This window comes from Chryseobacterium sp. 27AL (genome assembly GCF_057815395.1).
The window spans coordinates 1-21229 of sequence record NZ_JBYRIW010000006.1; the positions used below are offsets into that span (position 1 = coordinate 1).

Annotated in this window: 20 protein-coding genes, 1 pseudogene and 1 riboswitch; of the genes and pseudogenes, 5 read left to right on the forward strand and 16 right to left on the reverse strand. The window is 38.2% G+C overall.

Annotated elements, in window-relative coordinates; genetic code table 11:
• A pseudogene (locus tag AC3WV0_RS10925) lies at nt 1-278 on the forward strand (hypothetical protein); the annotation flags it as partial.
• Nucleotides 279-1068: 790 nt separating this feature from the next.
• On the opposite strand, the gene AC3WV0_RS10930 reads toward AC3WV0_RS10925, so the two are convergent.
• From AC3WV0_RS10930 to AC3WV0_RS11005, 16 genes are all read right to left on the reverse strand, one after another.
• Nucleotides 1069-2304, reverse strand: coding sequence for a fibrobacter succinogenes major paralogous domain-containing protein (locus AC3WV0_RS10930; protein WP_488846114.1), 1236 nt, complete (start codon nt 2302-2304; stop codon nt 1069-1071).
• An 87-nt stretch (nt 2305-2391) separates the two neighbouring features.
• The gene (locus tag AC3WV0_RS10935) at nt 2392-3468 is read right to left on the reverse strand and encodes a hypothetical protein (protein ID WP_488846115.1); all 1077 of its coding nucleotides are present in this window, start codon (nt 3466-3468) and stop codon (nt 2392-2394) included.
• A 16-nt stretch (nt 3469-3484) separates the two neighbouring features.
• Nucleotides 3485-4117, reverse strand: coding sequence for a hypothetical protein (locus tag AC3WV0_RS10940; RefSeq protein WP_488846116.1), 633 nt, complete (start codon nt 4115-4117; stop codon nt 3485-3487).
• A gap of 500 nt (nt 4118-4617) precedes the next feature.
• On the reverse strand, nt 4618-5328 hold the full coding sequence (locus AC3WV0_RS10945) for a HesA/MoeB/ThiF family protein (RefSeq protein ID WP_488846117.1): 711 nt from the start codon (nt 5326-5328) through the stop codon (nt 4618-4620).
• Between the two features lie 973 nt (nt 5329-6301).
• Complete coding sequence (gene thiH, locus AC3WV0_RS10950) at nt 6302-7414, reverse strand: 2-iminoacetate synthase ThiH (RefSeq protein WP_488846118.1); 1113 nt, start codon at nt 7412-7414, stop codon at nt 6302-6304.
• 110 nt (nt 7415-7524) lie between these two features.
• Nucleotides 7525-8301, reverse strand: coding sequence for a thiazole synthase (locus AC3WV0_RS10955; RefSeq protein WP_488846119.1), 777 nt, complete (start codon nt 8299-8301; stop codon nt 7525-7527).
• Nucleotides 8298-8912, reverse strand: a complete 615-nt coding sequence (gene thiE, locus AC3WV0_RS10960; protein ID WP_488846120.1) for a thiamine phosphate synthase — start codon at nt 8910-8912, stop codon at nt 8298-8300. The genes AC3WV0_RS10955 and thiE overlap by 4 nt, the downstream gene beginning before the upstream one ends.
• 108 nt (nt 8913-9020) lie before the next feature.
• Nucleotides 9021-9764, reverse strand: a complete 744-nt coding sequence (locus tag AC3WV0_RS10965) for a hydroxymethylpyrimidine/phosphomethylpyrimidine kinase (protein WP_488846121.1) — start codon at nt 9762-9764, stop codon at nt 9021-9023.
• Complete coding sequence (locus tag AC3WV0_RS10970) at nt 9740-10324, reverse strand: thiamine phosphate synthase (RefSeq protein ID WP_488846122.1); 585 nt, start codon at nt 10322-10324, stop codon at nt 9740-9742. The genes AC3WV0_RS10965 and AC3WV0_RS10970 overlap by 25 nt, the downstream gene beginning before the upstream one ends.
• Nucleotides 10321-12132, reverse strand: coding sequence for a phosphomethylpyrimidine synthase ThiC (thiC, locus tag AC3WV0_RS10975; protein ID WP_488846123.1), 1812 nt, complete (start codon nt 12130-12132; stop codon nt 10321-10323). The genes AC3WV0_RS10970 and thiC overlap by 4 nt, the downstream gene beginning before the upstream one ends.
• 22 nt (nt 12133-12154) lie before the next feature.
• Nucleotides 12155-12361: a sulfur carrier protein ThiS gene (gene thiS, locus AC3WV0_RS10980; RefSeq protein ID WP_488846124.1), complete on the reverse strand. Its 207-nt coding sequence runs from the start codon at nt 12359-12361 to the stop codon at nt 12155-12157.
• A gap of 58 nt (nt 12362-12419) precedes the next feature.
• A riboswitch (TPP riboswitch) is annotated at nt 12420-12521 on the reverse strand.
• A gap of 113 nt (nt 12522-12634) precedes the next feature.
• Nucleotides 12635-13222 carry a glycoside hydrolase family 19 protein gene (locus AC3WV0_RS10985; RefSeq protein ID WP_488846125.1) on the reverse strand — a complete coding sequence of 196 codons (588 nt, stop codon included), beginning with the start codon at nt 13220-13222 and terminating at the stop codon, nt 12635-12637.
• A 123-nt stretch (nt 13223-13345) separates the two neighbouring features.
• A complete protein-coding gene (locus tag AC3WV0_RS10990) occupies nt 13346-14023 on the reverse strand; it encodes an RluA family pseudouridine synthase (protein WP_488846231.1) in 678 nt (225 codons plus the stop codon).
• A complete protein-coding gene (locus tag AC3WV0_RS10995) occupies nt 14024-14347 on the reverse strand; it encodes a hypothetical protein (protein WP_488846126.1) in 324 nt (107 codons plus the stop codon). It lies immediately after the preceding gene.
• A gap of 15 nt (nt 14348-14362) precedes the next feature.
• Entirely contained in the window at nt 14363-15178 is an 816-nt protein-coding gene (gene panB / locus AC3WV0_RS11000; RefSeq protein WP_488846127.1) for a 3-methyl-2-oxobutanoate hydroxymethyltransferase, read from the reverse strand.
• Between the two features lie 63 nt (nt 15179-15241).
• Complete coding sequence (locus AC3WV0_RS11005) at nt 15242-15955, reverse strand: Crp/Fnr family transcriptional regulator (protein ID WP_089856448.1); 714 nt, start codon at nt 15953-15955, stop codon at nt 15242-15244.
• A gap of 89 nt (nt 15956-16044) precedes the next feature.
• Between AC3WV0_RS11005 and AC3WV0_RS11010 the strand changes: the two genes are divergently transcribed.
• The 4 genes from AC3WV0_RS11010 to AC3WV0_RS11025 all read left to right on the forward strand — a co-directional run bounded on the left by AC3WV0_RS11010 (nt 16045) and on the right by AC3WV0_RS11025 (nt 21228).
• Entirely contained in the window at nt 16045-18420 is a 2376-nt protein-coding gene (locus AC3WV0_RS11010; protein WP_488846128.1) for a heavy metal translocating P-type ATPase, read from the forward strand.
• A gap of 109 nt (nt 18421-18529) precedes the next feature.
• A complete protein-coding gene (ccoS, locus tag AC3WV0_RS11015) occupies nt 18530-18754 on the forward strand; it encodes a cbb3-type cytochrome oxidase assembly protein CcoS (protein WP_488846129.1) in 225 nt (74 codons plus the stop codon).
• A 5-nt stretch (nt 18755-18759) separates the two neighbouring features.
• Nucleotides 18760-21018 (forward strand): cytochrome-c oxidase, cbb3-type subunit I, encoded by a 2259-nt coding sequence (gene ccoN, locus AC3WV0_RS11020; RefSeq protein WP_488846130.1) that lies wholly within the window; start codon nt 18760-18762, stop codon nt 21016-21018.
• A gap of 18 nt (nt 21019-21036) precedes the next feature.
• On the forward strand, nt 21037-21228 hold the full coding sequence (locus AC3WV0_RS11025; RefSeq protein WP_488846131.1) for a cbb3-type cytochrome oxidase subunit 3: 192 nt from the start codon (nt 21037-21039) through the stop codon (nt 21226-21228).
• Nucleotide 21229: the final 1 nt, after the last annotated feature.

Below are 21229 nucleotides of genomic sequence, written 5' to 3' on the forward strand. Positions count from 1 at the left end.
ATCCCAACGCCGGAACACCGGCTGCGGTAGATACTTCGCTTCAGGAGACCAAGCCGGAAGTTTCATCCGCTATGGTGCGGATCGGGAAAACCGACAATAAAGACCTTAAGGGAGTGTTGGTACTTTCTGATACCGATAAAGCGATGGTGCTTCCCAAAGTGGCAAGCCCTCATCTGAATATTATAGATCCCGCTCCGGGATTGGTGGTGTACGACACCACGGCCCACCAGATCGCCGTCTTCAATGGTCAGGGATGGAGCTTCTGGGGACCGAAGTAATCTTCATGAGGGTATTTTAATGATCGGCCGGGTATCATACGGCCCGGCCGGTTTTTTATAAGGACAATATTTTGAGTGAGAGGACCGTTGAGTGAGAGAGAATATGAGTATTAGCGTTTATGGCAATATGGAATTCTTAAAACAATGCATTATTGTATCCCGCTCCTTCTCAATCGCTAACCTCAACCTTAGCCTTATCCTCAGCATCTTTATATTTGTGTTTATGTGCTCCGGCCTGGAAATACTTCCAGCCGGAGTTTTTTGTTGAGCTTTTTTGAGTAGAACGGGTAGAAGAGGCTAAGGGTAAAATGAAAAGCTTTTTTAATTCTTTTAAAATAACAGCGGGATTGATTTTTTTTCCCTCCGGAATGACTCATTTCTGGGGGATTTATAGTTTTGGTTATTTAACATATTATAAAACAAGTGATTATTATTTGGAAGTAAAGATAATTTGTTTACATTTGTCACAGAAAAAGTAGTCTAACTCAGACTACTTTTTTCTTTATTTTAAAGTATAATTGCCCTTATTTCAGAAGCAAAAAAAGAGACTGAAAAGACTCTTTATGCAGATCTCTATACCAAATTTAAAATTTTACAGAAAACTACGGCTTGGTACGTAAGCAATAACTTACTTCAAAGCCGAAATCAATCACAAGAATAACAATATCAATTAAAGGGCATTCAGTCTCATCGACCGATGAGAATCTCTTATGACGCCCGAGATAAGATCCTTATCCCGCCCGATGAGAGTGCTTCGTCGGGCGATAAAGGATTTATTTATATATTGCTACTAATCTTTGATACACCTTACAGAATTACCATTTTCTACAGAAAAGTTTCCCGTATCAGTGCTGCTAAACAATCTACGACTCGTGGCATTGCTACCTCCCGATGAGCTTGTCCAGTAATATCCGTATCCAACGATCCACATATTTCCATCCCGGGGAGCCCTAAAGCCTGCACCAGGAAGTTTAAGTTTAGAACTAGCAGCTTGTGAAATATTACCTATCCCTGCAACTGCAATAAGATTATTCATTTCCCCGTTGGTTGGCACTCTGAAACCTCTGGGACATGGATTATACTGTGAAGATTCATTCAACCACATGGTGTTATCGGCTGATGCCCGCCATTCTCCCCATGCTACAATGAAACGTGTTGTTGAAGGAGTATTACTATAACTCAGTGGGAAAACAGTACCATAAACAGGAGACCCAGATGTTGGCCCATTCCAGTTGATTCTTTCATGGCCATCAGGTTTTCTTCCCCACTGAAATGAACTACCATATGCCTTATAATCAGTAGCAGACGTAGCTTGTTGGGTAAGGTTAAAGCTTGGTTTTGTAATATTACTATAATCTGCCCCTAAATTATTATTGAGCCAAATCTTTCCGTCCTCTCCTACTACAGGTAGATAAAGCAGGAGATGCGTGGTATTAGAGCCTGAATTATCTGCTATACCAAACATTCTATCGGGTATTCCGGCAATATCTCTTACCTGAAAAGCGGTAACTGCCCCTGCACTATTATAAGGATAACTGAAACTGCAAAGCAGAACACCAATAAAATCATTTCCGATACCTGCATTAATATCAAGCTTTTTAGCATTAAGAGTACCTGTTGGAGAAGAAATTTTTACTGCTATACTTTTAGTAGATGCAGTATAAGTCTGTGATGCCCATGAAAACTCAAGATCCCGGCTTATTCCGTCTTCTGTATAAGCCGCCGGGACATTGGCCGTAGTACTGTATGCTGGTAAAGTCCCGCTACCCACACAGGTAACCGGTATGGAAACTGTAATACCAGACGGTGTTATGGTACCCTGATAGTCAGCGGTTACCGGTTCATTAATTCCATTAGCAGGTACCGGCCTGTTGTAACTAGCCGGAGCTCCCGGAAGCGTATAAGGAAGATAATCCTGATCATATACCGATGCCACAAAATACATGCTTGTTCCTATGACGATACTTGAAGGGATCGCTACTTTTGTTTTCGTCTTTATCTGTCCCCCGAATAGCTGAGCACTCATTTTATTTTGAAAAATGAAACAGCAAAACCACAATAGTAAACAAACGTTAATTTTTTTAATCATAAAATATATATCTAAAGATCAACATTAATTTTCTGTTGCCATGGTAACAAACACCACCTTACCAACTACTATAAAAGAGTATATATGAGTTTTTCCTGAAGTTCTTGATGAAGTTCCCATATATTTAAAAGTAAATCCGGGAGCAGTGAAAGCAAGTGTCCCTGTAGCGGCAGTACTTGTTAGCACCAGCGTGTAGGCACCACCATCTTTTATACCTGTGAGGGTGATAGAAGTTCCGGTATTAGATGTTGTCGCAATATTACTTCCTGAAAAGTCTATATTAGTTCCTGTAGTAGTATAAGAAGTGCTATTCGTTGCCGCCCCGTTTACTTCAAGAGTTGTAGCCGGTGCAGCTGTTCCTATTCCTATTCTGTTATTAGCTGCATCGACAGACAATGTGGTTCCGTCTACTGAAAAAGCATTGGTTGCTGTAGAAGTAAACGCAAGTGTGCTGCTTCCCTGATTTACTATTGTATTACCGGACAATGAACCGCTTCCTTTATAAATTCCGCCGGTTCCTGATGCAAGATCAGCATTAGCCACTGTTTCGTCCAAAATTTTTCCGGAATTGATAGCATCAGCAGATATTGTGGTAATATTGCTGTTTGCGGCTGCCATTACATCGCCTGTTAACGCTGCCCTTTCAAAACTATTACCATTAAGTACAACAGAAGAAGATCCTGTGTAAGCATTACCCATCGGACGCCATTGCCCCCCGACTATGCTACCATTTATAGCACCTTTAGGATTATAAAAGTAATAAAATCCAGGTGAGACTTCCGTAGCAACAGCCGGGCGGCGGCCTGTTGTCAGTGTAACCCCTGTTGAGCGATTATACACGATCATTCCATCAAAATAAGTGGGAAATGTAGCTCCATCAGCTAACGTAAGATCAAACTCAAAGTTGACCAAATCTACACTCGGAATTACGATTCCTTTGTGTTTGTTGTTGGCTTCTCCCGCCTCGGCACTGTAATTGGTACTGGCATCAAGGATCACATTAGATCCGGTAATACCTACAACGGGTATACTATTGGTAAGTATCTGGGCTTCTGATAGAACTCCAAGAAGAATAGCTGTAATTATATAATTTTTTTTCATTATTTGTTATTTTAAATTAATATGAACCTCTTATCCATCCGTTGCCACTCCATACAAAAACAGCCCCACGGGTATTTTGTAGCGTATAATTTGTTGCCGAAGAAAGATCATCTGTATAATTCACCAGGAAATTGCTTCCCGTATTATTCTGGATATAAAGAGTCTTTCCTATATCTGAAGCTGCAAGAGAGGTCAGCAAAAATCCGCCTGAAGGTGCCGATGAAATAAGGGATAGTGTAGTAAATAGACCTGTAATGTCAGAAGCTGCCAGAGACACATATGTAGCCCCTGATTTTCTTATCACATTGTTTGAAACCGAAGCAGAATTTCCTATGGTAAATTTCTGCCACACATTACCATCAAAATAATAATATCCTTCTGTGGTAATATTAGCCGTTTTAGGACTTTGAACAGTAACCGGTGATTTAGCATAGACAATAGTTCCTTTCTGATCAATACCATAAATATTATCTTTTCTTTGAATATCGTCCCCATTTAATCTTGGTGCTATTAAACCTTCTGGTTTACTGTCATCCGTAGTTCCAGCCGTAACATCAAGGGTGGCTTTGGGGTTTGTATTATTAATTCCTACTTGACTAAAAATATTAATGCCGATTAGTGAAATTGCCAATGTTATTATTTTTTTCATTGCTTATTTATGTTATATAAGATTGATAAATGTTTGTTAAGATTTGGTTGCACTCTATCATTTATTATTGTATTATTGCTAAAGTTGCAAGCTTCCGATAGCAAAAAGAAAATTAATTAAGAACTGAATTACCAGCTGGTATCATGGCGGAGGGCGGCCGAAGAAAAAATCTGACGTGATATTCGAAGCTTTCAAATTATTTCTAGCACCTAATGAACACGGAAAAAATCTTCTGAAAATAGAATGATGTAAAAAGTAATTCGATAAATGTATTGAGTTTTGCAGGATCGTTACATGCAAGCTTAGCAGCTTTGCATAGGGATGCAAAAAGGTATAAAGACGAATTTTTTTCATCATAGGGTTTTCATTTGTGTTAAAAATTGCCTGTATCAGACTATTTTTCCGTCGCAAATGTAAACAAATTATTGTTATTTCCAAATGAAAGCCTATAAATTAGATCGAGAAATACATTGCATTAATAATAAATCTAATACAATCATCTAAAAATCAATGGTATGAAATTGCCAATTCAGCATATCAATCAATATCATCTGGTTAAGCTGCAAAGGCAGATCAGCAATGATCTTCAGAACCTGGCCAGCCATCATGCTTCCTACCATTCCAGGCAGTGGGCCTAATACTCCTAAGCTATCGCAATCAGGAATATGATCTTCGGAGGGTGGCTCAGGAAAAACAGCTCTAAGCTCCTTACTTCCTTTACAGCTGAAGATGGCAACCTGTCCTTGAAACCCCAAAATACTTCCATACACAAGCGGCTTCTGCAAATCTGAGCAGATATCATTAATCAAATATCTGGTCGCAAAATTATCCGAGCCATCGACAATGATATCGAATTGTGAAATGATTTCCACTGCATTGGAATGATCGATTTTCTTGTCGATCCCGATAAAGTTTACCTGATGGTTCAATTTCTTAACAAAATTTTCTGCACTTTCTACTTTTGATTTTCCTACCGAGCCTTCATGGTGTATTACCTGGCGGTTGAGATTATGAAGCTCAACCTCATCTAAATCTGCAACCCCTAAAGTTCCGACCCCGGCTCCGGCGAGATATTGAATTACCGGACTGCCCAGACCACCCGCTCCTACTACGAGTACTTTAGCATTTAGTATTTTCCGCTGACCTTCAAGACCTATTTCTTCAATAAAGATCTGTCGGCTGTAGCGTGCAAAGGTGTCTTCTTTTTTCATTTGATTAGCTTTGTTTTGGTTTTTAACGCAAGGGTCGCAAGCTTTTAGTTTAATGATCATTTCTATTTTCGGTCGCTAAGGCGTTAACACTCAGCAAATGATAACAATGGATATTCTTTGAACACTAAGTGAACTAAGTTTTTGGATGTATACTATTTATTTAGTTTCACAAAGCTTCTTTTTTCATTGATTAGTTTGGTTTTGGATTAACGCAAGGGTCGCAAGCTTTTAGTTTAATGATCATTTCTATTTTCGGTCGCTAAGGAGTTAACACTCAGCAATGATAACAATGGATATTCTTTGAACACTAAGTGAACTAAGTTTTTGGATGTATACTATTTATTTTCACAAAGCCGTTTGACTTAGAAGAGAACACGGAGGTAAATGTTGCTTCTTTTTTCATTTGATTAGTTTTGTTTTGGTTTTTAACGCAAGGATCGCAAGCTTTTAGTTTAATGATTACGTATATTTTTCGGTCGCTAAGGCGTTAACACTCAGCAAATGATAACAATGGATATTCTTTTGACACTAAGGGCACTAAGTTTTTGGATGTATACTATTTATTTTCACAAAGCCGTTTGACTTAAAAGAGAACACGGAGGTAAATGTTGCTTCTTTTTTCATTTGATTAGTTTGGTTTTGATTTAACGCAAGGGTCGCTAGGTTTTTAGTTTAAATAATCATTTCTATTTTCGGTCTCTAAGGCGTTAACACTCAGCAAATGATAACAATGGATATTCTTTTATCATGTGTATTTAATTTAACCTGTTTCGTTTAATTACAAACTAAAGGAACGCAAAGTTTTTAATTCAACTTTACCTATTATTTTAGAAAGCAAAGGCAAATAAAATTTGCTTCGCGAAGCTTGAAAACACAGCTTTATCAAATTAACTTGTTGATTCTTCTTTGCTCACTTAAATGATTAAGTCTTCAAATAAAATCTTAATGGTTGAAATTCTTTTTAATTTTTAATTCAACTATAAATGGCATCCCAATCTTTCATTACAGGATCATAGCCGGCTTTTTTAATGATGTCTTTGATTTCATCCATGCTTCTTTCGTCGCTGGTCTCAAACTGTTCCAGGGATTCTTTATCTACCGCATAACCACCGGGATTGGTTTTTGAAGCAGCACTCATCGCGGTTGCTCCCAAGGAAATGATATTATTCCTGAACTTGTCATTCTCTCTTGTTGAAATTGAAATTTCCAGATCTTCATTCCAGATTCGGTAAGCACAGATTAATTGTAACAAATCTTTGTCTTCCATAATGAAATTTGGTTCTATAATTCCTTCAGCAGGACGCAGCCTGGGAAATGAGACGGAAAACCTGCTTTTCCAATACTGCTTTTGAAGATAATCGATATGAAGCGCATTAAAGAAACTGTCTACACGCCAGTCTTCCAGTCCCAGTAAAACACCAAGCCCGATTTTATGGATTCCCGCATTCCCAATTCTGTCGGGAGTTTCCAGCCGAAACCCAAAGTTGGATTTTTTTCCCTTCGGATGATATTTTTTATACACTTCCTGATGATAGGTTTCCTGATAGACCAAGACCGCATGTACACCTACATGCTGAAGCATTTGGTACTCTTCTTCCGACAAAGGCTGAACCTCTATGGAAATATTGGCGAAATGCGGTTTTAATAGTTTTACCGCATTCAAAAAATAATCAATTCCCACAGTTTTATTCGCTTCTCCGCTCACCAGCAAGACATGATTTACGCCCATTGATTTTAATACTGAAGCCTCGGTCATTAATTCGGTATCGGTAAGTGTTTTCCTTTTTATGGAATTATCTAAACTAAATCCGCAATATGTACAGATGTTCTGGCATTCATTGCTGAGATAGAGCGGTGCATACAACTGGATCGTTTTCCCGAACCTCTTTTGGGTAAGCTGCTGTGTCATTTTTGCCATTACCTCTAACTTTTGAGCAGCAACAGGCGAAAGAAAATTCAGAAAATCTTCTATGGTCTTGTTCTTTTTATAAAGACTTCTTTCAACATCGGACAACGTGACGTTGTCTAGTCTTGTTTTTATTTCATCCCATTGGTGTTGTTCAAAAAGGTTTTTAAAACTCTTCATACCGCTTATCCAATTTATGTGTAAATGTTATTCTTTAGATAGGACTACATCCTATCCTTTTATTAGGTCGTCCCTTCGGGACTCTTCAATGTGTTACTGCAGGATTTTCGTTAATCGAACAAAAAAGCAGTCAGCGGGCTTGAGGCTTCTGCGTGCTGAGCTATAGCCCCGAGGCCTGATTCAAATGCTCTTCGGCCGGCAATTACGCCTTCTTTAAAGGCCAATGCCATATTCACAGGATTCCTGGCTACGGCAATCGCAGTGTTTACCAGTACGGCATCTGCACCCATCTCCATGGCTTTTGCCGCATCGGAAGGTGCTCCGATTCCGGCATCTACCACCACAGGAACATTAGACTGGCTGATGATGATTTCTAAAAAATCCAAGGTCTTCAGTCCTTTATTGGTTCCGATTGGTGCGCCTAGCGGCATTACTACAGATGTTCCTGCATCTTCCAGACGTTTGCACAATACCGGATCGGCATGAATGTAAGGCATCACCACAAATCCTAATCTGGCTAATTCTTCTGTTGCATAAAGGGTTTCAACAGGATCGGGCAGTAAATATTTCGGATCGGGATGAATTTCCAGTTTGACCCAGTTGGTCTCCAAGGCTTCCCTCGCCAGCTGGGCTGCCAGTACCGCTTCTTTTGCAGTTCTCGCACCGGATGTATTGGGCAAAAGGTGAGCTTTTGTTGGTTTTAAGGCATTTAAAATATCATCTTCTGAAGAATATGCATCGATACGTTTCAATGCCATCGTTACCAACTCGCTTCCTGAAGCAATGATAGAATCCGTCATTTCTGAAAGGTTTCCGAATTTTCCTGTTCCTAAGAATAATCTTGATTCGAAGGTTCTGTCTGCTATTGTTAATGGTTGATTATTCATTGTAATGCTGTTTTAAATTTGTTGATAATGGAAGGCTGACCCGTAATTTGTCCAGAAACCGCCACGCCATAAATTCCGATCTGTTGTAATAATTCGATGTCATCAAGGACAACGCCTCCAATGGCGAATATTTTGGGAACTTCCAGTGATATCTGCTTTAATTCCTGTATGATGTCCTGATATCCGTTAAAACCCAAAACAGGACTCAGTTTTTCTTTGGTCTGTGTAAACCGTAAAGGACCCAGCCCAATGTAATCACAGGATTCTGCCATTCTCTGAAGTACATCCTGAAATGTATTAGCCGTTCCACCAATGAGCTTATCCTCACCTAAAATAAATCTTGCCGCTTCTACCGGCATATCCTGTAACCCGATATGTACTCCGTGTGCATCAATTTCTTTTGCGACATGAACGTGATCGTTAATGATACAAGCAGCCTGATATTTTGAGCAAAGTTCTTTTGAAGTTTCGCAAAGCCGGATGAATTGGCTTTCAGGGGCATTTTTCCAACGAACCTGTATCCATTTTACTCCGTTGTCAAGGGCTTTCCGGATATTGAGTTCCTGATCTTCTATGGTGAAGCCCTGAGAGATATATTGTAATTTTTCCATTTTTATTTTTTTGAGCGCAAAGAGCACAAAGATTTTTTTAACTACTAACTGTTTTTAAGTTCGCGAAGGCGTTAACACTCAGCAAAGACCAATGTTAAATCTCAATTTTTAAGAATGAAATCCCAATAAAGTCGGGTTGCTTGTTAAAAATTTCTCTATATATGATTTCCCTTTTCGGCATGCAGTTTCCAGGTTTTCTCCTTTTGCCAAATAACCTACAATCGCTGAAGAAAGTACGCAACCTGAACCGTGTTTTGGGTAGAAAACTTGATTTTTATCGTTAGGTTCAATTAAAATTTCTATTCCATTTTTCCATAAAATATCCGTTCCCTGTCTATCTTCGCGATGGCCTCCTTTTATTAACACAGAGCATGAATGTTCTGCATTACCCAAAAGACGATTTTCTTGTAAAATCCTGTATTCATTGTAATTTGGTGTGAGTAAATCAATTTGTGACAATATATTTTTCAGCTTAGAAATAGTGTTCAGATCAAAAAAAGAGAACTCGGATGTGCTTTTTAACACCGGATCCCAAATTATGATGGCTTCAGAATTATTTAACTTTATGGTTTTAATAATTTCAATTAAAAATTCTGCATCTTTTACTACGCCTATTTTTATTGCTTTTATCGGATAGTTCTTCATCAAAATATCAATTGATGAAAGAATTGTTTCCAAAGGCTGCCATTCTATACTGAAAAATTGTGATTCTGTCTGAACCGTCATTGCCGTACAGATTCCCAATCCCTGAACCGTCAGCTGTTCAAAAGTTTTGATATCCGCCAGTAAGCCTGCTCCGCCACTTGGGTCATAGCCTGCGATACTCATCACGAAAGGACGTTCTGTCTGCATTTTCTGAAAACTTTTAACGGTTCATTACTTTCCCAAATCACACCTAATAAAGCTACGCCGTCAGCTCCACTGTTGAATACTTCATGAATATTATTTTCATTAATTCCTCCTAACGCAATCAGTTTTACTGTTGAATTGCTTCTTTTTTTCATATCATTCAAAATCGTAGAATCTTTTCCATATCCTTTTTTAGAAATACTCGGAAAAACAGGACTGATAAAGGCATAATCCCATTCTTCATGTAATTCATTAAAAGTTTCGATGTCATGAACCGAAGTTGAAATGAATTTATCTTTAAAAGGTTTAAACAATCCATTTTGTCTGTCAGTTTCCCTGAAATGAAATCTTGAGATATTAAAATCTTTCGCCAAATCATAATGACTGTGCAAAACCAACTGATGATGAAATTGTAAATCTATTTCCTGAATAAAGTCTCCCATTTCTTCCTGACTGACAAACGGTTTTCTGAGATGAATTAAATCCAGTCCTTCTTGAAACAATTCATTAATGATCTCAGTTTCTCTCTGGATACGTTCTTCCGGAGTGATTACAATAATCATATGTAAATTTCTTTTCCTTTTTCAATGAATTCCTGAGATTTGTCGAGCATGCCTTTTTCTGCAGATTCACGGATTTCCTGGGTGATTTTCATCGAACAGAATTTTGGTCCGCACATCGAACAGAAATGCGCAATCTTCGCTCCGTCAGCAGGAAGCGTTTCATCATGGTAAGATCTTGCCGTTTCCGGATCTAATGAAAGATTGAATTGATCTTCCCAACGGAATTCAAATCTTGCCTTGCTCAATGCATTATCTCTGTACTGCGCTCCGGGATGACCTTTTGCCAAATCTGCAGCATGGGCAGCCAGTTTATAAGTAATCACTCCAACTTTTACATCTTCTTTATTGGGAAGTCCCAAATGTTCTTTCGGTGTAACGTAGCACAGCATCGCACAACCGAACCAGCCGATCATTGCCGCTCCGATTCCTGAAGTGATGTGATCGTAACCCGGTGCAATATCAGTCGTTAATGGACCTAATGTGTAAAAAGGCGCTTCTTGGCATACTTCCAATTGCTTATCCATATTTTCTTTAATCATATGCATCGGAACGTGTCCCGGTCCTTCAATCATGACCTGAACATTATGCTTCCAAGCGATTTTCGTTAATTCTCCCAATGTTTCAAGCTCCGCAAATTGTGCTTCATCATTGGCATCAGCAATGGAACCCGGACGAAGGCCGTCACCGAGAGAAAAAGCCACATCATATTTTTTCATGATCTCACAGATTTCCTCGAAATGAGTATATAAAAAGTTTTCCTTGTGATGAAAAAGACACCATTTAGCCATAATGGAGCCTCCTCTGGAGACAATTCCTGTCACTCTTTTTGCCGTTAAATGAATATATCTCAACAAAACACCGGCGTGAATCGTGAAGTAAGACACGCCCTGCTCCGCTTGTTCAATCAAGGTATCTTTAAAAATTTCCCATGTTAAATCTTCAGCAACTCCGTTTACTTTTTCCAATGCTTGGTAGATCGGAACCGTCCCAATCGGAACCGGACTGTTTCTGATGATCCATTCCCTGGTTTCATGGATGTTTTTCCCGGTGGATAAATCCATGATCGTGTCTGCTCCCCAACGACAAGCCCAGACTGCTTTTTCCACTTCTTCTTCAATACTCGAGGAAACGGCACTGTTTCCAATATTGGCATTAATTTTAACTAAAAAATTCCGGCCGATAATCATCGGCTCGCTTTCAGGATGATTGATATTGTTGGGAATAATGGCTCTTCCTGCAGCAATTTCATCTCTTACGAATTCGGGAGTGATTTTATTTTTTGGAGTTCTTGCGCCAAAACTGTTTCCCTCATGCTGAAAAGCCATTTCTTTGGAAACGGAATCCAGCTGCTCGATTCTTTGGTTTTCTCTGATGGCAATATATTCCATTTCGGGAGTTATGATGCCCTGCTTTGCATAGTACAGCTGGGTTACTTCTTTTCCTTCTCTGGCAACTTTTGGTTTGTGATTGTAAGAAAAGCGCAAATCATCAAGCTTTGAATCTGCAAGACGTGCCTTTCCGTATTCTGAAGTGATTCCGTCAAGAATTTCTACATCATTTCGGTCTAAAATCCATTGTTCACGGATTCTTGGGAGCCCTTTTTCAATATTAATTTCAGAATTTTCGTCGGTGTAAGGTCCTGAAGTATCGTAAACGGTAATCGGTGGATTATGCTCTAAAGATCCGTTGGATAATTTTGTTGGACTGAGTGTTATTTCGCGCATTGCTACGTGAATGCGATGTATTTTCCCTTCAACATGGATTTTCTTTGAGTTCGGAAACGGCGAACGGGTGATGTGATGAGCCATACAATTTTGTTTTTATGTGGAATTAACCGCCCTGAGTGGCAGTGATGATTAAAATTGAATCTTTATCGTTGAGGAATGTTTCCGCCCAGAATGCCTGCGGAATAATACGGTTATTGAGCGCTACGGCAATACCTTTTCTCTTTTGAGAAATTTCCATAGCCAATAATGCTTCCAATGTTTCAGGAAGTATATCGAATGTCCTTAATGTGTGGTTGATTGTGAGTTCCATTCCTAAAATTTTTACATATACTTTAGGAATGCCCATGATTGTACAATAGAATGTACAGCAAAGTCATTTCACTTTTCCCTACGCTAGTATGATCTAGAAATCAGGTTCAAAGGGTAAAATCTCAGCCCGTTTTTGTCAACAGACACCCCTAAAGTTGAAACGAAGGTAGAGTTTTTTTTGGAATGGACAAAATTTTAATTTTGATAATAAAAAAAGATCATCTCATCAATTGAGATAATCTTTAGGTTTTCAGCTAAATGTTTTTTTTAAAATTTATAGAAAATAGCTAAGTCCAGCTTTATAACGATTAAGTCTGTCTGGCAAGCCGTTGTAACCTCCATTGATAGCTTTTGTAATTTTTTTGAAAGCAGCCAAATTATCTCCTACATCAATACTTTTGGTGATATCAATCTGATCAGCCAAAGCATTTAATTTCCTGCTATTCCAGAACCAGCCTGCACTTTCTGCAGCATTTTTTAACTGGGTTTCACTACATTTATTCACATTTTTCCCACCCAAAAGTGTTGGTTTCAAGATAAAATCTGTGCCTAATGCTTTTGAAACTGCTCCATAATTATTTCTTCCTGTTATCTGAATCAATCCGCGACCTTTGTATTTTACGCCATCCCCTTCTTGAGTATTTCCCAAATCTTTTCTTCCTTCATAGGCACTTCCGCTTGCAAGTTCTTCAGTATAAAACAAGCCTCCGCTTTCATGACCCACCTGAGCCAAAAAATTAAGTATTCTTGTGGAAGTATTTATAGAAAACATATCACAGGTTGTTATCACATACGGTAAGAATTTTGAAGCATCCGCTGATTTGGCGCAAGTAGCTTCTTTAAGTTGTCCAAGGGTAAGCATGATTATTATTCTTTACATTATTCATGTAAATTTATTTCTAAAAAACAAATATCATTACAGGGAATCTACTATTTTATGATAGGGGTTTCTACGTAATTTTAATTTGTAAACTTAAAATAATCATTATTCACAAGCTCTCCAGATTGCATCATTCTGTGGAACCTGAGCCGTAATTTCAATATTTTCTTTGGTAACCGGATGAATAAATTCCAGTTTTCTGGCATGTAGATTAATGCCTCCGTCCGGATTGGAGCGTGGAGAACCGTATTTCAAATCACCTTTAATCGGAACTCCTATTTTAGATAACTGCGCTCTGATCTGGTGATGTCTCCCGGTTTCAAGATCAATTTCCAGCAAAAGGTAATTGTCTAATGTTTTAATAATGTTATACGTAAGAATGGCCTCTTTGGCACCGTCCGTCGCTTTCGGGAAAACAATAGCTTTATTGTTCTTTTCGTTTTTCTTTAAATAATGAACGAGTCTTTGGGTTTCAGGAATCATTTCTTTCGCTACAACTGCCCAATACGTTTTTGTGATCTCACGGTTTTTAACCATTTGCGTCAAACGGGACAGTGCTTTGGAAGTTTTAGCATAAATCACCAAACCCGAAGTAGGCCTGTCGATACGGTGAACCAGACCAAGAAAAACATTTCCCGGTTTATTATCTCGTTTTTTTATGAAGTTTTTAATGGAATCCAATAATGATTCATCGCCGGTTTTATCACCCTGAACGAGCTGTCCGACTTTTTTATTAATCACTAAAAGATGGTTGTCTTCATAAACAATCTGTTCCTCCATGATCTACTGACGGTAAGTGGGTCTGTTTGTAAATGAAAGGATAATTCCCGCTAAGAGGCCAATTGTTTTTATTCCTGAAATTTTCCACTCTATAGGAAACAATGCGCCCACAATACATAATGCAGCAGCACCATACATGGCGTACACGAAATTTTTATTATTTAAAAAAGGAGCCTGCAGGAAAAAACTGATCCCGATCAGTACATAAAATACTTTCCTTGAAAGTAACAGATTTATGTCTTCGGAAAAGAAATTAAACCACCCCGCAGCAAGACAAAGCAATGCAACGATGGATAAAATTCCCTGAATAGATTGTTGATTTTTCATTATTGAATATAAAAATTAGTAGCTTTCGGTTTCGTTTGGAAAATCCTGATTTTTTACATCTTTTACATATTGCGCCACGGCTCCTGTGATTTCTGTATAAAGATCAAGATATCTTCTTAAAAATTTAGGACTGAAACCTTTGTTCATTCCTACCATATCGTGATATACCAAAACCTGTCCGTCACAATGTGCTCCGGCTCCGATTCCAATGGTTGGAATTGAAATTGCTTCCGTCACTTTTTTGGCTAAATCTGCAGGAATTTTCTCTAAAACAACTGCAAAACAACCTAATTCTTCCAAAAGTTGTGCATCAGCAATTAATTTTTCGGCTTCTGCTTCTTCTTTTGCTCGTACTTTATAAGTTCCGAATTTGTAAATAGACTGAGGCGTTAACCCTAAATGTCCCATCACAGGAATTCCGGCATTGATGATTTTTTTTATCGATTTTGAAATTTCCTTTCCACCTTCAATTTTCACGGCATGAGCACCTCCTTCTTTCATCATCCTAACTGCTGATTCCAGAGCCTTTTCAGGATTACTCTGATAAGTTCCGAAAGGTAAATCGGCTACAACCAAAGCTCTGTCGGTTCCTCTGACTACACTTTGAGAATGGTAGATCATCTGGTCTAAAGTAATCGGCAGCGTTGTTTCAAAACCCGCCATTACGTTAGCCGCAGAATCACCGATCAAAACCGCATCAATTCCTCCCGCATCCACCATTTTAGCAGTGGTAAAATCGTATGCCGTAAGCATCGTTATTTTTTCCTTGTCAAATTTCATTTTGCGCAAGGTTTCAGTTGTAACTTTTTTAATTTCAGAATGAACAGACATAATGTATCTATTTTTTAAACGTTAAAAAGTCGGCGCTGGGCCGACTTGAATTTTTGTATGATTTTATAAAACAACGTGACCGAGTTTCATTAATTTGTCGTGGTTGAGAATTTTGATATTTCTTCCGTCTACTTCAATGAGATTATCTCCCTTGAATTCGGAAATGAGACGAATGGCGCTTTCCGTAGCCGTTCCGATGATGTTGGCAATCTCTTCCCTCGTTAAAGAGATTTTAATGAAACCTTCCGGATCGACACCTAATTTCTGCTCCAAAAGCAATAGAATTTCCGCAAGTCTTTCTCTCACCGTCTTTTGTGCAAGGAAAGTAATAGTATTGGAAGATTCGCCCAGTTCGTAAGAAATTTTCTGAAGCATAACAAAAGAAAGCTGTGGATCTACCTCCAGAAGATACATAAATATATCTGCCGGCAGAAAAGTAGCCTCAATATCTGTCATGGCTTCCGCTTTTGCCTGGAAATTTTCTCCGCAAAGCAGAGAACGATACCCGATGATATCACCTTCTTTAATGAATCTTAGAATCTGGTCTTTCCCAAATGCTCCGGACTTTGAAAGTTTAGCCGCTCCTTTTTCCAGAACGAACACTCCTTTCGGACTTTCGCCATCTTCAAAAATTGTATCATGCTTCTGAAAACTCAGCTTTTTTTTGGCATTGATGTACTTCTCAAAATCAGCACTGGAAAGTCGTTCTTTAAATGATTTATCATTAAAAACTCTGGCGAACCTATCTTCGATTGCAATCTGTTGTTCCTGCGACATTTTATATGACATTTATCACAAAAATAGAACTTTTTAACTCGATAAACAAAAAAAATTGTTATAATTTTGTAGTTCAATAATTTATGAAGGTGAGCGAGAACTGTTTTCATTGTGGTCAGGGGATCGAAAAGGAAAGAATCTTATTTGATGAAAAAACTTTCTGTTGCAACGGTTGTAAATCGGTCTATGAGATCCTGAACACCAATAATTTAAGTAACTTTTACGAACTAAATAAGCGGGCCGGAATCCGTCCTGATGAAAGCTCATCGCAATTCGATTATCTTGATACACCTGAAATTTTTGAGAAAGTAACTGACTTTTCCGAGGGAAACACCAGCCTGGTAACTTTTAAAATCCCTGTAATCCACTGCTCTTCATGCATTTGGTTGTTGGAGAGCCTTCATACTTTGAATAATCATATTAATTATTCTCAGGTAAACTTTACAAGAAAAACTTTACAGATTTCGTTTAATCATAATGATTTAAAATTAAGTGAATTAGCCAATTTCCTTACAAATCTGGGATACAAACCTATAATCAGTCTTGAAACAGCCGATAAAAATGTTGAACATTTAGATAAATCCTTATTGGTAAAATTTGCTATCGCTGCTTTTGCCTTTGGAAACGGAATGTTTCTTTCTTTCCCGGAATATATCGGTGGCGAAGATTACTGGATGGATCATTACAAAGGTCTTTTCAGAGCTTTAATGTGCGTGCTTGCCATTCCTGTAGTGGTATATTCGGCATCTGATTATTATAAATCGGCATGGTACGGACTAAAAAATAAAATTGTAAATATTGATGTTCCTATTGTGTTGGGAATTATCGTTCTTTTCGGCCGCAGTCTTTACGAGGTTGCTACCGATTACGGACCGGGGTATTTTGACACTTTATGCGGATTACTGTTTTTCATGCTTTTAGGTAAAATTTTTCAGAAAAGAACTTATAATGCACTTTCATACGACAGGGATTACAAATCTTTCTATCCTATTGCCGTTACGAAGGTTGATTTTGAAGGAAAACAGGACAATATTCTCCTTTCGGAAATTAAAATCGGAGACCGTATTTTAGTAAGAAATCAGGAAATCATTCCGGTTGATGCCATTTTGATTAACGGCGAAGGAAATATAGACAACAGTTTTATTACCGGTGAAAGCGCAACGATCAGCAAGCAGCCGGGAGATAAAATTTTTGCAGGAGGAAAACAAATAGGATCTTCTCTTGAACTGGAAGTCATTAAAAATGTCGACCAAAGTTATTTAACACAGCTTTGGAATAAGGAGGCATTTAAAAAACACGAGACCGGATTAGACACCTTAACGAACAACGTTAGCAAATATTTCACATTCATTATTTTAGGTATTGCTTTAGCATCCGGAATCTACTGGTATTTTATTGATTTAGATAAAATGTTTCAGGTCATTTCTGCGATCTTAATTATTGCTTGCCCATGTGCGCTTGCGTTGTCTGCTCCTTTTACCTTTGGTCATATTATGAGGATTTTAGGACGGAACAAATTTTATGTAAAAGATACTTTAACGATAGAAAAAATCGCCAAACTAGATACGATTGTTTTTGATAAGACAGGAACGATCACCCATAGAAAAAAATCAAATATAAAATACGAAGGCGTTGAGATTAAAGAATTTGATTTACTGAATATTAAAACTCTATTAAAGAATTCTAATCATCCACTTTCAAAATCTCTGTATGAATTTATTGAAGTAAATGATGAATATTTCCCGGTGGAAAGTTTCAGGGAAATTTCAGGAAAAGGCTATGAAGCAAGCGTGAGAGGAAACACCTACAAGATCGGCTCCGCAAGATACAATAATCAGGAATCCAAAAATCTTGAAACGGCGGTTTATATCAGTAAAAACGATGAGTTTTTAGGAAAATTTATTTTTAAAAATGAATATCGAGAAAATCTTAAAAATTTATTTAAAAAACTTATAGGATACAACGTTTTCATATTGAGTGGCGACAATTCTTCAGAGGAAAATCAACTCAAAGAACTAATTCCCGCATACAAGGGAATGGCTTTTAACCAAAACCCGGAAGATAAGCTTAATTACATCAAAAACCTTCAGGATCAAAACCTTAAAGTTGCCATGCTGGGAGACGGATTAAATGATGCAGGAGCTTTGAAGCAAAGCAATGTAGGAATAGCAATTGCAGATGACACCAACAGCTTTACTCCCTCTTCCGATGTCATCATGAATGGAGAAAAAGTAGTTCTGCTTGATAAATACCTGAATGTCTGCAAAGGCTCCATGACAATTGTCAAAATGACATTTATAATAAGTTTTCTTTACAATGTTGTTGGTTTAAGTTATGCAGTCACAGGACATATGCATCCACTTTTTGCAGCTTTAATTATGCCGGCAAGTTCCATCACGGTCGTTTCATTCACAACACTTTCGACCTGGATCCTGGGAAGAAAATATTTCAAAAACCACTCGTAACCGCCCTTATTTAGACTGATTTTAAATTAGCTGAACGCCGTATTTCGTGACGAATGTCATTATTTTTCACTAAATTTGAACCCCGAAAATAGGTTAATTTTGTTGTCTAATGGATATTCTATATTTAATGATCCTTTGCAGCGTTTCTTTGGCTGCGGTTTTCCTGATCGTGTTTATAGTGTATGCCCGAAAAGGACAGTTTGAGGATGACGAATCCCCTGCTGTAAGAATTCTTTTTGACTCTGATGAAATCAAGAAAAAAGAAGATACAGGCAACAGAGAACACGATGATGAAAAAGGAGAAAGTAAAAAAATTGAAGAAAAAAGTGAATAGTTGATATGGAAACACAAAAGTTTAGTTATGACAACAGTATTGTCCGGGCATTCCTTTATGCGACCGTAGTTTTCGGGATCATAGGGTTTTTGTTTGGGCTTACAGCTGCATTAATGCTTTTCTACCCTGAGCTTCCGGAATTCTTTTTCGGAACAGATGATACAACCATTAATAGTTTAGGTGGTGGTATACAGGGCTTGATAAACACACACGGTGCATTTGGATTTGGAAGAATCAGGATGTTGCACACAAGTACTGTTATTTTTGCATTCGTAATGAATGTCGTTTATGTAGGAGTATATTATTCTTTGCAGCGACTGTTAAAAACAAGAATGTACAGTGACACATTGTCATGGATCCATTTCTGGACATGGCAGATCATGATCTTAGTGACTTACGTTACATTCTTTATGGGAATTAATACTTCCAAAGAGTACGCAGAACACGAATGGCCAATCGATATTTTAATTACCATTTCATGGGTGATTTTCGGGGCAAATATGTTCTTAACCATTGCTAAGAGAAGAGTAAGACATTTATATGTAGCCATCTGGTTCTATATCGGAACATGGATTGCCGTAGCAATGCTTCATATTTTTAACAACCTTGAGGTTCCTTTATCTTTCACAGGCTGGAAATCTTATTCAGCGTATGCAGGGGTAAAAGATGCTATCGTACAATGGTGGTACGGTCATAATGCCGTTGCATTCGTATTGACAACTCCGGTATTAGGATTGATGTATTATTTCTTACCAAAAGCTGCTGACAGACCGGTTTTCTCTTATAAACTGTCTATTATTCACTTCTGGTCATTAATTTTCGTTTATATCTGGGCTGGTCCTCACCACCTTCAATATACTGCTTTACCGGCTTGGGCACAGGCAGTAGGAACTGGTTTCTCTATCATGCTTATCGCACCATCTTGGGGAGGAATGCTGAACGGACTTCTTACATTAAGAGGTGCTTGGGATAAAGTAAGAGAAAATCCGATATTAAAATTCTTTGTTGTAGCTGTTACCTGCTATGGTATGGCAACATTTGAAGGTCCACTTTTGGCTACAAAAAACATCAATAAAATCGGTCACTTTACAGACTGGGTAATCGGTCACGTACATTTAGGTGCACTTGGATGGAATGGTTTCATGGCATTCGGGGTGATCTATTATCTGATCCCAATCATGTGGAGAACGAAATTATACTCAACAAAACTTGCTAACTGGCATTTCTGGCTGGGAACATTAGGAATTATTTTCTATGCAGTTCCTATGTATATTTCAGGTTTCACACAAGGATTAATGTGGAAACAGTTTAACCCAGACGGAACGTTGGTTTGGAAAAACTGGCTGGATACGGTAACTGCTATTATCCCTTACTTTAAAATGAGATTCTTCGGAGGATTATTATACCTTTCAGGAGCTCTTTTAATGGTGGTAAACCTTATTGCTACAGTAAGAAAAGGATCATTCCAGAAAGATGTGCCTGCAGAAGCTCCTGCTTTGGCAAACATCAATGCAAAACGTAAAGAAGGAGAAGGAACTCACCTTTGGCTGGAAAGAACGCCTGTATTGATGGGTATTCTATCTTTACTTACGATCTCAATCGGTAGTATGGTAGAAATTATTCCTACCCTCTCCCTTAAGAAAAGTGTACCTACCATTTCAGCAGTGAAGCCTTATTCTCCACTGGAATTAGAAGGTAGAGATATCTATATCAGAGAAGGGTGTAATGCGTGTCACTCACAGATGGTAAGACCATTCAGAGATGAGATTGTAAGATTTAACGGTAAAAATGGGCAATACTCAAAAGCAGGGGAATTCGTATACGACAGACCTTTCCTTTGGGGATCAAAAAGAACCGGACCGGATTTGCACAGAGAAGGGGGTAAAAACCCAAGTTCATGGCATTATAAGCACATGTATAACCCAAGATCTACCTCCGCAGGTTCTATCATGCCTCGTTACCCATGGCTGATCGCTACGAATCTGGACAGATCTAAAATGGTTGATAAAATGAAGCTTATGAAGAGTGCATTTGAAGTACCTTATACAAAGGCAGAAATTGACTCTGCAAATTCATGGGCAGACAATCAGGCAACAAAGATCGTAAGAGATATATTGTCAGAAGCACCAGATCTTAAAGATGCTTATGCAAAAAGACCTAAAGGTGAACTGGAGAAAAAAGAGATCGTGGCCCTTATTTCTTATCTGCAGAGATTAGGAACCGATATCAAAACAACTGAAATTAAAACAGCAAGTAATAACTAACATTAAAAAGTTCCCATCATGATACCTCAGAACTTTAAAGATATATTATCCAATACCGATAACGCTGGTTTTTACCAGACCCTGGCTCTGATTTTCTTTATGCTGTTCTTCGTAGCATTGGTAATATACGTTTTTAGCAGGCCTAAAAAGTTTTACAAGGAAGAAGAAGAAGCTCCTCTGAATGATGATCAGGATGACGATTTAATGTAAA